Genomic DNA, 13,516 nt, shown 5'->3' on the forward strand with positions numbered 1-13,516 from the left:
TCCCTCCACCCAGGCCCAGCGCCACGACGGCCCAGGCCGGCTCTCCACGCGGCAAGCTCAGCGCACCAAATTGGCTATCCCACACGCCGCAGGTCGCTCGCCGCCGCGCCTGTCGCATGACCGGCCAGCACTCACGACGCTGGTCGTTCCAGGCGGACGCCTCGTGCCCAGGACCGCGGGACACGTAGCCTATTGGTCCATTCAGTTGTGTGGAAATTGGCTATAACGACCGACCAATCTACTCCGTAGGTTCGTTGTCGTGCGCAGACTCGCAGCGGCTCAGTTGACCAACTCGATCGGTGACGGCGCCTTCTACGTCACCTCCGCGCTGTACTTCACGCGCGTTGTCGGCCTGTCGGCCACGCAGGTCGGGCTCGGGCTGACAATCGGCTGGGCAGTCGGGTTCGTGGCCGGCGTGCCGTTGGGACACCTCGCCGACCGGCGTGGTCCGCGGACCACCGCGATCCTGCTGGCCATCGCCACAGCGACAGCGATCTGCCTGTTCCTGTTCGTACGCTCCTTCCTGCCGTTCCTCGCGGCCGTCTGCCTCTACACCAGCTGCCAATGCGGGCTGACCGGCGCCCGGCAGGCTCTGCTGGCCGGCCTTGTCCCACCGGAGCTGCGCACCAGAACCCGCGCGGTCATCCAGGCCGCCATCAACGGCGGGATCGCCATCGGCGCAGGCCTCGGCGGCCTCGCCCTCTACGTCGACACCCCGGCCGCCTACATGACGGTCTTCGGCGTCGACGCGGTCAGCTTCCTGATCTGCGCGGCGATCCTGCGCCCGCTGCCGGAGGTCGCGCCTACGCCCAGCGCCGGACCGAAACTCGCCGTCCTGCGCGACCGGCCCTATGCCCTGCTCGCGTTGCTCAACACGATCATGCTGCTGCACGTCCCCCTGATCACCTTGGCCACGCCCCTGTGGATCGTGCAGCACACCGACGCGCCACGCTGGATGGTCTCCGCGATCCTGCTGCTCAACACCGTCTCCGTGGTGCTGTTCCAAGTCCGTATCGCCCGGCAGGTCACCTCCCTGCAGTCCGCCGCCCGCTCCATGCGCCGGGCCGGAGCGATGCTGCTTGTCTCCTGTGTCGTGTTCGCGCTCTCCGCACTGGGCACCTCGGCCTGGCTCGCCGCAGGCATCCTGCTCGTGGCCGCACTCGTGCAGACCTACGGCGAGATGACGCAGTCCGCCGGCGCATGGGAGATCAGCTTCACCCTCGCCCCGCCGGACAAGCAGGGCCAGTACCAGGGCCTGTTCGGCAACGGCCTGGCCGTCGCCAGAGTGATCGCCCCGCTGATGCTCACCACCCTCATCGTCACCTGGGGAATCCCGGGCTGGCTCGTGCTCGGCGCCGTCTTCATGATCACCGGCCTGGTCATCGGCCCGGCTGTGCGGTGGGCTGAGCGCTCCCGGACCGTCGCCGCACCACGGCCAGCACCCTGCCCAGCATGACCAGCACCAGGATCAGCGCACCGCCATCAGTCACCACCGACGGCAGCACACCGGCCCAGCCGTACGTCTCGACCACCGCGTCGAACATCTCGGGCGGCACCATCACCACACCCGCCGCCTGGCCGGCATTGACCGCCAGCACCACCCAGAACAGCCAGTTCCCGGCGCGTAAAGCCAGCAGCCCCACCGCGTTGGCCACCACGAACACCGCACCGACCACCCGGAACCCCGTCAAGAACCCGCCGGGATCGGCCCCGCTCCCGGCCAGCTCCATCGTGCGGGCGAGCACACCCGCATCGATGATCACAAACCCGTGCAGCGCCGTGCCGATCGTGAACACGACCGAGCACAGCACCACCACGACCCGCAGAATCCCCGTCCACATGTTCAGTCACCCCCGACACGCAGTGTCTCTATCGCCGATAGAGACACTCTACCACTGATAAAGTCTGTCGTGTGGCTCGCTTGGACATCCGGCAGATCACCGAGGTGGCTGTCGAACTGCTCGACGAAGTGGGACTGGCCGATCTGAGCACCCGGCGGCTGGCCGCCAAGCTCGGCGTGCAGTCACCGACGCTCTACTGGCACGTCAAGAACAAGGCCGAACTGCTCGACCTGGTCGCCGAGGCGATCTGCGCGGACGCGTTCGACATCGACCCCACGATGTCATGGCGCGACCAACTCGCCAGCGGGCTGAGGCAGTTCCGGACTTTACTGACCGCCCACCGTGACGCGGCAACGCTGCTGCGCGAACGGCCGCCCACCGGCCCGCACCGCCTGGGACACGTCGATACCACCGTCCGAATCCTGCTCGAGGCGGGCTTCCCGGACGACGAAGCAGCGGGTATCGCCCAGTTGCTGGCCGCGCACGTGCTGAGTACCGCCCAGCAACCGGCCCGTCCGATCGATCCGCCGGAGGCCGATTACCCCAGCCTGCACAAGGTCGCCGACGTCGCGATGTCCGGCGAGCAGCTGTTCGAACTGGGCATCGAGGTCCTCCTCGACGGGCTGGAACAACGCCTCACCCGGGCGGCACCGCGCCAGCCCGCTTGACGGATCACCGGCGCTCCGCGTCGCGCCCGGTTGCGGGTGAACCGGAAACCGGTCCAACGTCGGCGCCAGGCGTCCGTTCCGTGGATACAGCCTCGGCACGCGTGCGCTACCGTTCCGGGCCATGCTCGCCGAAGAAGCCGCGATCTGCCGATGCCTGGTCTGCCAGGACTACGGCGATCGCGACAGGCTCGACGATATCGACGCCAAACTGGTCGACGACATCGGTGAAACCGGTTGGGGCGTGCTGGCGATACCGGAAGACGACACCAGCGCGGGCTGGGCGTTCACCGTCGGGCTGTGGCACACCTACCGTTCGCCCGAGATCGCCACGTTCGGTCTTGAGCCGGACGTGATGATGCGGTGCCTCAACGCAGTCGGTGATCACATCGCCGCGGGCCGCACGCCGGCCGCCGACGACGAGCTCGACGAGATCCTCAGCGGTGACTACCGGGTCACGCTCAGGTCCGTGGACGAAGGTTGGCGCAAGGTCTTCTTCGGTACGTCCATGGGATTCTACCGCGCCACCCCGACCGTGCCGTTCCTTCAACTTCTCTGGCCAGACCGCAACGGCCGGTATCCCGGGGACGAGAAGTTCACCGAACGGTACGAGCATCTGCAACCACGACTGTGGCTGCCCCACAACGAGCATCCACCTGGCCCGTGGACCGAGCAGGTCTGACCCGCATCACCCCCGGGTTCTGGCGCACGCGGCGTGATCCGGCCTTGCTCACGCTGCCGGCGCAGTCGGCGACCGACGTGCGGTCGTGGAGTTGTTCGGCCAGGCCATTTCAGCGAGCCGCCGCTGCGCGTGCGATCACTCGCTGGCACCGGGCTGTGAATCCCTGGCGTTGAGCGTGTCGAGGAGTCGGCCCGCGTGACCGTAACCGCCGGGCGGATCAGCAGGAGCGGCTGTCTGCGTCATCGGAACCGCCGTGCTGTTCGGTGGCCGGTAGAAGTAGCCTTGGCCTCTCGCGGCGACGATCACCCCGCCGCCCAGATCGGTCATGTCCAGCTTGCGCCGCAGCCGTGCGACGAGGACCGCAAGGTTTCTTTTGCTGTCCGTGTCGGACACGGTCGCGGGTCTGGATGCTCCCCACACGGCGGCGACTATCGTGCCGGCCGGCTGAGCTGTGCCGGCCGAGCGGGCAAGGAGTTCGAGCAGGCGGAACTCGTGTGGAGTCACCTTCAGCCCGGTACCAGCCGCCTGCACCTCTCTCGTTCGGGTGTCCAGGTACAACACGCCGTCGTCATAGATGTGTCCCGCCGGACTGCCAGGGTGGCGTCGTTGCATCGCCCGGCGGACGCGGGCGATGAGTTCCTTCGTGTGGTACGGCTTGACGACGTAGTCGTCCGCGCCGCTGTTCAATCCGAGGATCCTGTCGTCGAGGGAGTCTCTGGCCGTCACCACGATCACCTGGACGTCGCTGACCTCGCGTAGCCGGCGCAACACCTCCAGGCCGCTCATCCCGGGCAGCATGAGATCGAGCAGAACGACGTCCGGCCGGTGCGCGTATGCCTCTTGCAGCCCGCTTGGCCCGTCCGTGACTCCCACGGTGTCGTACCCCTCGTGTTTCAGGAGGAACACCAGCGGTTCGAGGAAGGCCGGCTCGTCCTCGATCACCAGGACCCGGCCTCCCCCTTGCGAGAGCCTGGGAACGGACGATGCGCCCGCGGCGTCCGCAGGCGCGTCGGAGATCCTCCGCGTGTCCACCATTTCGGCAGACGTGCCCTGATTGACCAGGAAGGCCAGCGTCAGCTCGTGGCAGGCGGCGCAGACTCTCAAGTCCTGGCCGTTCACCGTGAGCACGAACTCGGCCGCACGGTTGCACTGATGTCCGGCTATCTCGTTCTGGCACAGGCGAGACCGGCGAGCCTCGGCTCGATGGTTCGCACGGTCCCGCACGCGGTGCGCGTAGGACCGGCACCTGTCCGAACAGAACTTGCGCGGGCGTCCCACGTCAGACGTCGTCGGAAGCGGCTCGCCACACACCTGGCAGATACCCCCGGTCGCGGCTTCCACCGAACGGTTCCTTCCCGGCTCGTAAGAAACTTCGACACGAAACCGATTTTGTGTCGCCCGCACGGTACCGAGGTGCCAGCGGCTCTTGTCTGATTCCCGGCGTGTGTTGTTCCCTGGTGTAGGCGACGGCCCGGCCGCCATGCGACGGCCGGACCTGGTGTCATGACCGCTTGTGCGCGCCAGCGTCGACGATCATGTCACCCACCGCGACGAGTGCCCTCGCCGTCATGGCGAGGGCCTCATCCTCCTTCAGGGCTGCGATGACGGCCTCCAGAATCAGCAGTACCGCGCGCATCCCCCTCCAGGCATGAGGTGCCCTCATGCGGAGGCCACCTGACAGCCGACCTGAACCCCTGGGCTGGGATGTCCTGCCCGCCGGCGTCCTCGGCCGAGCCGTTCGGTTCCCGGGTTGCCTCACAACGACCCTCCTCTCGACAGCGATCGCGACCATCGCGAGCTGTCGCGACGAGCCCGCGGCAGTAGGACTGCGAGAGAAGGCCCACCATGCGGTCACAACCCATTCACCGAAGGTGACCGGCCAACGGTCCCGTGACCCTGATGCCGGCCGCAAGAGCCTGCAAACAACATAACCAACACCTGCGCAGGCCCCGGTCGGGTCCGAGCCCTACCGGGAGGACGCCTTAGCGGGTGGCTTGCATGCCGGCGAGGATGATCTTCATGCCGTACTCGAAGCACTCGTCGGTGTTCGGGTCGAACAGCTCGTCGTCCACGTACGCCTGCGCCGTCAACGGGAACCTGGCCGCGTCGAGCACGCCGTGCGCGGTTCCCGACTTGTACGTGTGGTTCTGCTCCTCGATGGTGAACCCGACGGCGTAGTGCACGAGCGCGGCGAGGCTGCGGGCGGCGGGCTGGACGTCGAAGCCCGCGTCCTGGAGGGTGCGTAGCGCCAGTTCGGTCGCGCGGAACAGGGCCGGTTCGGTGACGCTGCTGCTGGCGAAGATCCGGCCGCCGTCGCGGTAGCGCAGCATCGCCGTGCGCAGCTGGCGCGCCCAGTCGGCCAGCCACTGCTGCCAGGTCACGCCCGCGCGGGGCGCTTCCAGGCCGTCGGCGGCGTCGTTGAAGATCGCCGACGCCATCGCGTCGAGCAACTCCGCCTTGTTCTTCACGTGCCAGTACAGCGCGGCCGGCTGGACATCCAGGCGCGCGGCGACCAACCGCATGGACAGGCCGTCCAAACCGGTCTCGCCCAGCATCTCCAGCGCTGTGCGCGCGATGACGTCCGCAGTGAGCTTCACCCTTGACAGCTTAACAACGGTGAATACATCCTTAATGGTGTACAGGAAACACTAACCACTGTTTAGGGGATTGAGTGAGCGACTTCAACGCTCAGGTGATCGAGGAGTTCCGCGCCAACAAGGGCGTCGTCGGCGGCTTCTTCCAGGACGCGAACGTCACCCTGCTGCACCACAAGGGCCGCAGAAGCGGCCGGGAGATGATCACGCCGCTGCTCTACATGCCCTACGAGGGCAGCTACGTGCTGATGGGCAGCGCGGGCGGCGCACAGAAGACCCCCGACTGGTTTCTCAACATCGAGGCCGCCGACGAGGTCACCATCGAGGTCGGCGAGCAGACCCTGACGGTCAAGCCGGTGATCTTCCGCCAGGGACCGGAGTGGCTGCGCATCTACACCAAGTTCGCCGAGTACTGGCCGGACCTGCACAAGTACGAGGAGCAGACCGAACGCCGGTTCCCGTTCGCCCGGCTCGACCCGGTCACCTGACGCAGCAGGGCAGCCCGAACACCCTGAACAGGCGGGTGTCGAAGAACGACGTCGAGTGCCGGACACCCGCCCCGGTCAGCTCCAGCAGTTCCAGCTTCCACGGCACGAACGAGCCGGTCCGGCCGATCACCGAGGCCCGGATATAGGTGGCGAACCCCGGCTGGCCGTTGCCGTTGACCGGCAGCAGCCGCAGATCGTCCGGGCCGCCCGGGCACCACTTGCCGACCAGCCGGGCGATGTCGCGGGCGCCGCGGTACCAGCCGGCGAACGGCGGCATCTGCATGACCGCGTCCTCGGCGAACACCTCGACGATCGCCGGGATGTCCTTGGCTTCGAACGCGACCACGAACCGGTCCAGCAGTTCGCGCTGTTGTGCGCTGGTCGGCTCGGCCACCGTGTCACGACTCGGCGCGACGGTGGCCAGGTGCGCGTGCGCGCGCTGCAGGGCGCTGTTGACCGCGGCGGTGGTCGTGTCGAGCATGTCGGCGACCTCGGCGGCACGCAGTTTCAGCACGTCCCGCAGCACGAGCACCGCTCGCTGCCGGGCGGGCAGGTGCTGCAGCGCGGCGATGAACGCCAACCGGATGCTCTCCCGGGACGTCACGATCGACGCCGGGTCGACCGACGAGTCGGGAATGGGCTCCAGCCAAGGCACATCGGCCTGCTCGACCGGTGCCATCTCGGGATCGGCGTTGGCCGGGCCCAATCCGATCGGCAGCGGGCGGCGCTCCCGGCCTTCCAGCGCGCTCAGGCACGCGTTGGTGGCGATCCGGTGGAGCCAGGTCCGGATCGACGAGCGGCCCTCGAACGACGAATACCCGCGCCACGCGTTGAGGTACGTCTCCTGCACCAGGTCCTCGGCCTCGTGCACCGACCCCAGCATCCGGTAGCAGTGCGCGAGCAACTCGCCCCGGTACGGATCCGCCGCGTGCTGGAACTCCTCGTCCCGCCTGGTCACACCCGTCCCTCCCGCCGTGAAACAGCTCGTCACCGGTACTGACGGATCTGCTCGGGAAAACTCATCGCGAGCGGTCCGATGAGTTTGCGACGGCGGGCGGATCTGTCCTGGTAGGTGTCCACACTGACCGAACGGAGACGCAGATGACAACCGCCTTGCCGCCCGTGGTGTCCCGGCAGGAATGGCTGGCCGCCCGCAAAGCGCTGCTGGCCAAGGAGAAGGAAGCGACCAAGGTCCGGGACCGGCTCAACGCCGAGCGGCGCAGGCTGCCGATGGTGCGCGTCGAGAAGGACTACGTGTTCACCGGGCCGGACGGCGAGCTCAGCTTCGCGGAGCTGTTCGAGGGCCGCCGCCAGCTCTACGTGCACCACTTCATGTGGCGCGACGAGATCGACTCGGGCTGCCCGAGCTGCACGGCGGCGGCCCACCTCAACTTCACCCCGCAGATGCTGTCGCACCTGCACAGCCTCGACATCACCTTCGCCGCGATCAGCCGCGCACCGGCCGAGAAAGTGCTGGCCTACAAGCAGAAGAACGGGTGGACGTTCCCCTTCTACTCCTCACACGGCAGCGACTTCAACTACGACATGCACGCGTCGCTGGACGAGTCCCGTCAGCCCGTGGAATACAACTACCTGTCCAAGCAGGAGCTCAACAGCCGCGGGTTCACCGACGACATGCTGACCGGCGACTGGGCCGCTAACAGCGTCTTCCTGCGTGACGGCGACACGGTCTACCACACCTACTCGGCGTACGCCCGCGGGCTGGACCACCTGTTCACGCCGTACAACTTCATCGATTTCACCCCGTACGGCCGTCAGGAACCATGGGAGGACTCACCGCAGGGCTGGCCGAAGCAGGGCGCCGTGCTCGGCTGACCGGACGGGGCACTGGCGGGCGTCGTCACGGCGCCGCCCGCCAGGTGATCCCCGGTGCCGAACCGTGATTTCCCCGGACCGGTTGCAGCGCATGCCCGGTAGCTGCTGGGATGCGTCCTCGTGACGGTAACCGAGACACATCGGGCGATTGACGCGGTCTGGCGGATCGAGTCGGCCAGGGTGATCGCCGGCCTCACCCGAATCGTCCGGGACGTCGGCCGCGCCGAGGAACTCGCGCAGGACGCGCTGGTCGCCGCGTTGGAGCAGTGGCCGCAGCAGGGTGTGCCGAAGAACCCCGGCGCCTGGCTGATGGCCACGGCCAAGCACCGCGCGATCGACCACGTCCGGCGTGAGCAGGTGTTCGCCCGCAAGGTCCAGGAACTCGGGCACGAGATCGAGACCGGCGGGGTCAACCCCGAACCGGACATCGACGCGGCGCTCGACGACGACATCGGCGACGACGTGCTGCGCCTGGTGTTCACCGCGTGCCACCCGGTGCTGTCCACCGAGGCACAGGTCGCGCTGACCCTGCGCATGCTCGGCGGGCTGACCACCAAGGAGATCGCCCGCGCGTTCCTGGTCGGCGAGTCGACCATCCAGCAGCGGATCGTGCGCGCGAAACGGACACTGGCCGACGCCAAGGTCCCGTTCGAGATCCCACCGGCGGGCGAACGGGCGCAGCGGCTCGCGTCCGTGCTGGAAGTGATCTACCTGATCTTCAACGAGGGTTACTCGGCCACCGCGGGCGACGACTGGCTGCGGCCCACCCTCTGCGACGAGGCACTGCGGCTCGGCCGGGTGCTGGCCGGGCTGACCCCGGGCGACGCCGAAGTGCACGGCCTGGTCGCGCTGCTGGAGATCCAGGCATCGCGGTCCAAGGCCCGCACCGACGCCAACGGCGAACCGATCCTGCTGCTGGAGCAGAACCGGTCCAGGTGGGACCAGATGCTCATCCGCCGCGGCCTGGCCGCGCTGGAGAAGGCCGAAAGCCTCAGCGACAAACGCGGCCCGTACACGGTGCAGGCCGCGATCGCCGCCTGCCACGCCCGTGCCCGCGTCGCCGAGGACACCAACTGGGCCCAGATCGCGGCGCTGTACGCGGAACTGTCCGACCTCATGCGCTCGCCGATCGTCGAGCTCAACCGCGCGGTCGCGCTGTCCATGGCGTTCGGCCCCGAGGTCGGCCTGCAACTGATCGACATGATCGCCGACGAACCGAGCCTGAAGTCCTACCACCTGCTGCCCACGGTGCGGGGCGACATGCTGGCCAAACTGGGCCGCTTCGCGGAGGCGCACGCGGAGTTCGAGCGGGCCGCGTCGCTGACGGGCAACGAGCGGGAACGAGCGCTGCTGACCGAACGCGCGGAAGCATGTGCGCGCGGTGTCGCCCCAGAGCGGTGAGTTTCGGGCGATGAGTTTCGGGACGATGATCCGTCCTAGGACTCGTGAGCATCAAACCCGAGATCGTTGAGCGCGCCGAGCAGCCGTACGCGGCGGTGCGCGGGACCGTGACCCTTGAGACCTTCGGTGAGATCGCCGACAGGTTGCCCGAGTTGATCGGCACGCTGACGCACCGCGGCGTGGAGCTGGCCGGCGCGCCCTTCTTCCGCTACACCCTGATCGACATGCAAGCTCAACTAGAGGTTGAGGCTGGCGTGCCGGTCGCGGCCGTTGTCCCAGGTGAGGGCGACATCGTCGGCGACGTGCTGCCTGCCGGCCGGTACGTCAGCCTCACCCACGTCGGGCACCCGGACGAACTGCTCGAGGTCACCCGCCAGTTGCGGGAGTGGGCCGCCGACGAGGGCCTGACCTGGGACATGACGGACACCGACCGGGGCGAGCGGTGGGGGTGCCGGCTGGAGATCCTCAAGACCGACCCGGCCGTCGAGCCCGACATGGGCAAGTGGGAGACTGAACTGGCGTTCCGGCTGGCCTGAGATCCGGCCGGCCGGTCTACCACTTGAGGTTGGCGACGACTTTCTGGATCACCGGCACGGACCGGTCGCACTCGGCGGTCCTGGCCACCGCTTTGCCGGTGTCCGCGCTCTGGCTGCTGAACTGCAGCCAGGGTGTGCCGCCGTTGACGTAGACCAGGCAGTACAGGCCGTCGTCGGCCAGCACCGCGCCCTGCTTGCCGCCGATGTCCACGGTCCGCTGTGACGAGGTGCTGATATCGGGGAACGTGGGTGTGTTGAGGATGACGCTGAGGTACGCCGCGCCACCCGGCGCCTCCCACCGGCACCCACGGCCGACGTTCGGCAGGTCGTCGGGTGCGCCGGTGACCGGGGCGCCGACGTGCGCGGTGGCCTCGTCGTTGGTCAGCAGTGAGCACGGATCGGTGGCTATCTGGACCGTGTTGGACCGCGCCTCGGGCGACGACGGGGGCGGCGGAGTGGATGACGAGTCGCTTCCGCAACCGGCTACCAGCAGCAGGGCGGCGAGGCTCGCCGCGAGTCGTGTGATCACCAGTAGTCCTTGCGTGCAGGGTGCAGGGATGGTGTGTTGTCTAGACCACATCCTGCCTGCGGGGTGAAACAGCGGTCAACACGGTCATCGCCGCCGGGCGGGCCGCCGTTTACCGGTGGGGGCCCGTTTCCAGTGCGCCGGGCGGGTCAGCGACGGCGGCAGCTTGGTCGTCGCGTCCCCCCGCGCGGCGTTGACCTGCGACTGTGTCAGGAAGATGCTGCCGGTCAGATCCGCACCTGTCAGGTCGGTGTCCCGCAGGTCGGCGCCGATCAGATCGGCCAGCCGCAGGTCCGCGCCCCGCAGGTCGGCACCGATCAACAGCGCACCCCGCAGACTCGCGCCCCGCAGGTCGGCGCCGCGCAGCTTCGCGCCGATCAGGTCCGCGCCCCGCCGGTTCGGGCCGCCGGTGCCCGCCCTGGCCAGCTCACTGGCCCGCAGCAGCAGCTCGTTGATCTTCGAACGGTGGGCGGGCAGGTCCAGCTCGATCATCGTCTCGGCGCTGGCGTGCGTGAGTTTCTCGGTCTCCTCCAGCGCCGCGGCGAGCTGGTCACGCAGCCCGCGCGCGGCGTCGAGGCTCATCGCCTCGGTCAGGTACCACAGCAGCTCGTGCAGCTGCCGCATCACCGGGAAGACCTGGAACATCCGTTTCGCGCGGCCCGGGTCGCCGCGCCAGTCCCGGCCGGCGAACGTGACCTGGGAGACCTGCTGGCCCGCGCCGAAACAGTCGAACACCGTGCAGCCGGGAAAGCCTCGCTCCCGCAGGCCGGCGTGGATGCCGCACCGGTAGTCCGCCAGCAGGTTGGGGCAGGGCTTGCCGGCGTCCTTGCTGATCGCGAAATCGGCCGAGGCCGCGAACGGCAGCGCCACACAGCACAGCCCGAAGCAGCGGGAACAGTCGGCGCGCAGGCCTTCGGGCACTGGTCTCCTCACATCCGGGACTTCGCGTCCACCAGGTTAGCTCCAGTCCTGCTGGGGCGCGCCGGGAAGGTGGATGCCGAACGACCACTCGAAGCCCTCCGGATCGGCTACCCGGCAGCGGTAGTTCCATTCCGAGTGGGCGGGCTCCCAGATGGTGGTCGCGCCTTCGGCCGTGGCCTGCCGGTGAATCCGGTCGACGGTCGCCTCGCTGTCGACGGCCAGGTACACGCCCTGCCCCGAGGTGTCGCCCTGACGCGGTGCCCGTTCGTACCCGTCGTGATCACTGAACACTATGATCACCGCGTCGCCGAGGCGCAGTTCGGCGTGGGCGACACCGCCCTGCTCGTCGGGGAACTGCATGGTCGCCTCGAACCCGAAGGCCTTGCTCAGCCAGTCGATGGCGGCCGGGGCGTCGCGGTAGCCGAAGTACGGGGCCAGCTGAATCTGTGTGGTCATGCCGGAACCTTCTCGTGGATTGCGGCCAGTTCCTGACCTGAAAAGGAACCGGAGGCGGTCGCGCTATTCGCCCAGGCGGGCCATGACCCGGTACAGCTGCTCCGGACTCAGGGAGGGCTCCGGCAGTTCGTGCCGGTCGCCGGCACGGAACCCGTCGATCACCAAGTGCATGTGGCGCCGCCATACCCCGGGCGCGACCTGACGGGTGGCTTCGGCGATCCGGCTGTTCGCCCAGAGCAGCGCGATGAGGTCGGCCTCGGCGATGTCCGGACGCACGACGCCCGCCGCCTGGGCCCGGCTGAGGATGCTTCGCGCGAGCTGGCAGACGCGGTCATGCATCACCTCGGTGCGTTCGTCGCGTGGGAAACGCCGTGCGATGAAGTCGTTGAAGCCGCGGTCGTACGCCTGGGCACCGCACAGTGCCTCGAGGAAGACGAGGAACCCCTCCCACGGATCGGCCATCTTCAGCGCGGCCTCGGCCGTGGCGAGGAAATCGCGCAGCTTCGGTTCGAACACCGCGAGCAGCAGGTCGACGCGAGTGGGGAAGTGCCGGTAAAGGGTCCCGATCGCCAGACCGGCCTCGCGTGCGATCCGTTCGAGCGACGCGTCCACACCATGCTCGGCGAAGGTGGCCTTGGCGTGCTCGATGAACAGGTCGCGGTTGCGGCGGGCGTCCCGCCGGTTGGGCAGGGATGGGTCGGGCGGCATGCCACCACCGTACCAAGGTGAGATATACCTCAGGTTACCGAGGTCGCCGGTCAAGTCCTCCTGCTAACGTTCCGGACGTACATGAGGCATGCCTCATATTCATCGAACGGAAGGAGTGGGTGTTGAAGCTCGACGGCAAGGTCGCGGTCATCACCGGTGGCACGTCAGGGATGGCTCTGGCGACCGCCAAGCTGTTCGTCGCCGAGGGAGCGCACGTCTTCATCACCGGGCGACGCAAGGACAAGCTGGACGACGCTGTCGCCGACATCGGCCGCAACGTCACCGGCGTGCAGGGCGACGCGGGCAACCTGGCCGACATCGACCGCCTGGTCGATGTCGTCAGCACGCAGCAGGGCCGGGTCGACGTGCTGTTCGCCAGTGCCGGCACGTGGACGCTGAACGAACCGGTTGGCAGCGTGACCGAAGAGTCCTTCGACGCCGTCTTCGGTGTCAACGTCCGCGGCCCGCTCTTCACCGTGCAGAAGTTGCTGCCGCTCATGAGCGACGGCGCGTCGATCATCCTCAACGGCTCGGCGGCCGCGGTGCAGGGCAGTCCCGGCACCACCGTCTACGCCGCGAGCAAGGCCGCGCTGCGCTCGTTCGCCCGCACCTGGACCACCGACCTCAAGGACCGGCGCATCAGGGTCAACGTGCTCAACCCGGGTGCGATCCACACCCCCGCGTTCGACGCCCTGCCGCAGGAGTTCAAGGACGAGACCGTCTCGCTGGTGCCGGCGGGCCGTCTCGGCGCGGAGGTCGAAGTCGCGACGGCGGCGCTGTTCCTCGCGTCCGAGGACGCCGGCTTCGTCACCGGGGCCGAGCTGCCCGTCGACGGCGGTGTGACCCAGGTCTGAACCTGATC

The 13,516-nt window shown here is 68.3% G+C and carries 17 protein-coding genes; 8 read left to right on the forward strand and 9 right to left on the reverse strand.

The genetic code is table 11. The features are described 5' to 3' along the window. Positions 1-259: 259 nt before the first annotated feature. The gene (locus GC106_RS13455; RefSeq protein WP_173129205.1) at positions 260-1,456 is read left to right on the forward strand and encodes an MFS transporter; all 1,197 of its coding nucleotides are present in this window, start codon (positions 260-262) and stop codon (positions 1,454-1,456) included. Here the strand turns inward: GC106_RS13455 and GC106_RS13460 are convergent. Beyond that, positions 1,380-1,841, reverse strand: coding sequence for a hypothetical protein (locus tag GC106_RS13460; protein ID WP_173129208.1), 462 nt, complete (start codon positions 1,839-1,841; stop codon positions 1,380-1,382). The genes GC106_RS13455 and GC106_RS13460 overlap by 77 nt on opposite strands. 71 nt (positions 1,842-1,912) lie before the next feature. Here GC106_RS13460 and GC106_RS13465 point away from each other — a divergent pair, with 71 nt between their 5' ends. Both GC106_RS13465 and GC106_RS13470 read left to right on the forward strand, forming a co-directional pair. Further along, positions 1,913-2,509 (forward strand): TetR/AcrR family transcriptional regulator C-terminal domain-containing protein, encoded by a 597-nt coding sequence (locus GC106_RS13465; RefSeq protein WP_173129211.1) that lies wholly within the window; start codon positions 1,913-1,915, stop codon positions 2,507-2,509. A 121-nt stretch (positions 2,510-2,630) separates the two neighbouring features. After that, the gene (locus GC106_RS13470) at positions 2,631-3,188 is read left to right on the forward strand and encodes a DUF4262 domain-containing protein (protein WP_173129214.1); all 558 of its coding nucleotides are present in this window, start codon (positions 2,631-2,633) and stop codon (positions 3,186-3,188) included. A gap of 135 nt (positions 3,189-3,323) precedes the next feature. Here GC106_RS13470 and GC106_RS13475 read toward each other — a convergent pair whose 3' ends face one another. The 3 genes from GC106_RS13475 to GC106_RS13480 all read right to left on the reverse strand — a co-directional run bounded on the left by GC106_RS13475 (position 3,324) and on the right by GC106_RS13480 (position 5,785). Further along, positions 3,324-4,412 carry a response regulator transcription factor gene (locus GC106_RS13475; RefSeq protein WP_173129217.1) on the reverse strand — a complete coding sequence of 363 codons (1,089 nt, stop codon included), beginning with the start codon at positions 4,410-4,412 and terminating at the stop codon, positions 3,324-3,326. 277 nt (positions 4,413-4,689) lie between these two features. Next, positions 4,690-4,824: a hypothetical protein gene (locus tag GC106_RS48775; protein ID WP_281368471.1), complete on the reverse strand. Its 135-nt coding sequence runs from the start codon at positions 4,822-4,824 to the stop codon at positions 4,690-4,692. A gap of 346 nt (positions 4,825-5,170) precedes the next feature. After that, positions 5,171-5,785, reverse strand: a complete 615-nt coding sequence (locus tag GC106_RS13480; RefSeq protein ID WP_173129220.1) for a TetR/AcrR family transcriptional regulator C-terminal domain-containing protein — start codon at positions 5,783-5,785, stop codon at positions 5,171-5,173. Positions 5,786-5,859: 74 nt separating this feature from the next. Here GC106_RS13480 and GC106_RS13485 point away from each other — a divergent pair, with 74 nt between their 5' ends. Continuing rightward, positions 5,860-6,270 (forward strand): nitroreductase/quinone reductase family protein, encoded by a 411-nt coding sequence (locus tag GC106_RS13485; protein WP_173129223.1) that lies wholly within the window; start codon positions 5,860-5,862, stop codon positions 6,268-6,270. Here the strand turns inward: GC106_RS13485 and GC106_RS13490 are convergent. Then, positions 6,263-7,228 carry a sigma-70 family RNA polymerase sigma factor gene (locus GC106_RS13490; RefSeq protein WP_173129226.1) on the reverse strand — a complete coding sequence of 322 codons (966 nt, stop codon included), beginning with the start codon at positions 7,226-7,228 and terminating at the stop codon, positions 6,263-6,265. The two genes, GC106_RS13485 and GC106_RS13490, sit on opposite strands and share 8 nt — an antisense overlap. Positions 7,229-7,371: 143 nt before the next feature. On the opposite strand from GC106_RS13490, the gene GC106_RS13495 reads away from it, so the two are divergent. The 3 genes from GC106_RS13495 to GC106_RS13505 all read left to right on the forward strand — a co-directional run bounded on the left by GC106_RS13495 (position 7,372) and on the right by GC106_RS13505 (position 10,043). After that, complete coding sequence (locus GC106_RS13495) at positions 7,372-8,106, forward strand: DUF899 domain-containing protein (RefSeq protein WP_173129229.1); 735 nt, start codon at positions 7,372-7,374, stop codon at positions 8,104-8,106. Between the two features lie 120 nt (positions 8,107-8,226). After that, positions 8,227-9,507 (forward strand): RNA polymerase sigma factor, encoded by a 1,281-nt coding sequence (locus GC106_RS13500; RefSeq protein WP_173129232.1) that lies wholly within the window; start codon positions 8,227-8,229, stop codon positions 9,505-9,507. 44 nt (positions 9,508-9,551) lie between these two features. Then, positions 9,552-10,043, forward strand: coding sequence for a GyrI-like domain-containing protein (locus GC106_RS13505; RefSeq protein ID WP_173129235.1), 492 nt, complete (start codon positions 9,552-9,554; stop codon positions 10,041-10,043). A gap of 16 nt (positions 10,044-10,059) precedes the next feature. Here GC106_RS13505 and GC106_RS13510 read toward each other — a convergent pair whose 3' ends face one another. The 4 genes from GC106_RS13510 to GC106_RS13525 form a co-directional block, all read right to left on the reverse strand. Next, positions 10,060-10,572, reverse strand: coding sequence for a DUF3558 family protein (locus GC106_RS13510; protein ID WP_173129238.1), 513 nt, complete (start codon positions 10,570-10,572; stop codon positions 10,060-10,062). 84 nt (positions 10,573-10,656) lie between these two features. Beyond that, the gene (locus GC106_RS13515) at positions 10,657-11,490 is read right to left on the reverse strand and encodes a pentapeptide repeat-containing protein (protein ID WP_312872631.1); all 834 of its coding nucleotides are present in this window, start codon (positions 11,488-11,490) and stop codon (positions 10,657-10,659) included. A gap of 36 nt (positions 11,491-11,526) precedes the next feature. After that, complete coding sequence (locus GC106_RS13520; RefSeq protein ID WP_173129242.1) at positions 11,527-11,946, reverse strand: VOC family protein; 420 nt, start codon at positions 11,944-11,946, stop codon at positions 11,527-11,529. Positions 11,947-12,009: 63 nt separating this feature from the next. Then, positions 12,010-12,654, reverse strand: a complete 645-nt coding sequence (locus GC106_RS13525) for a TetR/AcrR family transcriptional regulator (RefSeq protein ID WP_173129245.1) — start codon at positions 12,652-12,654, stop codon at positions 12,010-12,012. A gap of 119 nt (positions 12,655-12,773) precedes the next feature. Between GC106_RS13525 and GC106_RS13530 the strand changes: the two genes are divergently transcribed. After that, positions 12,774-13,508 (forward strand): SDR family oxidoreductase, encoded by a 735-nt coding sequence (locus GC106_RS13530; protein WP_173129248.1) that lies wholly within the window; start codon positions 12,774-12,776, stop codon positions 13,506-13,508. Positions 13,509-13,516: the final 8 nt, after the last annotated feature.

The sequence above is a fragment of the Kibdelosporangium persicum genome (genome assembly GCF_013280595.1).
Taxonomy (GTDB): Bacteria; Actinomycetota; Actinomycetes; order Mycobacteriales; family Pseudonocardiaceae; genus Kibdelosporangium; species Kibdelosporangium persicum.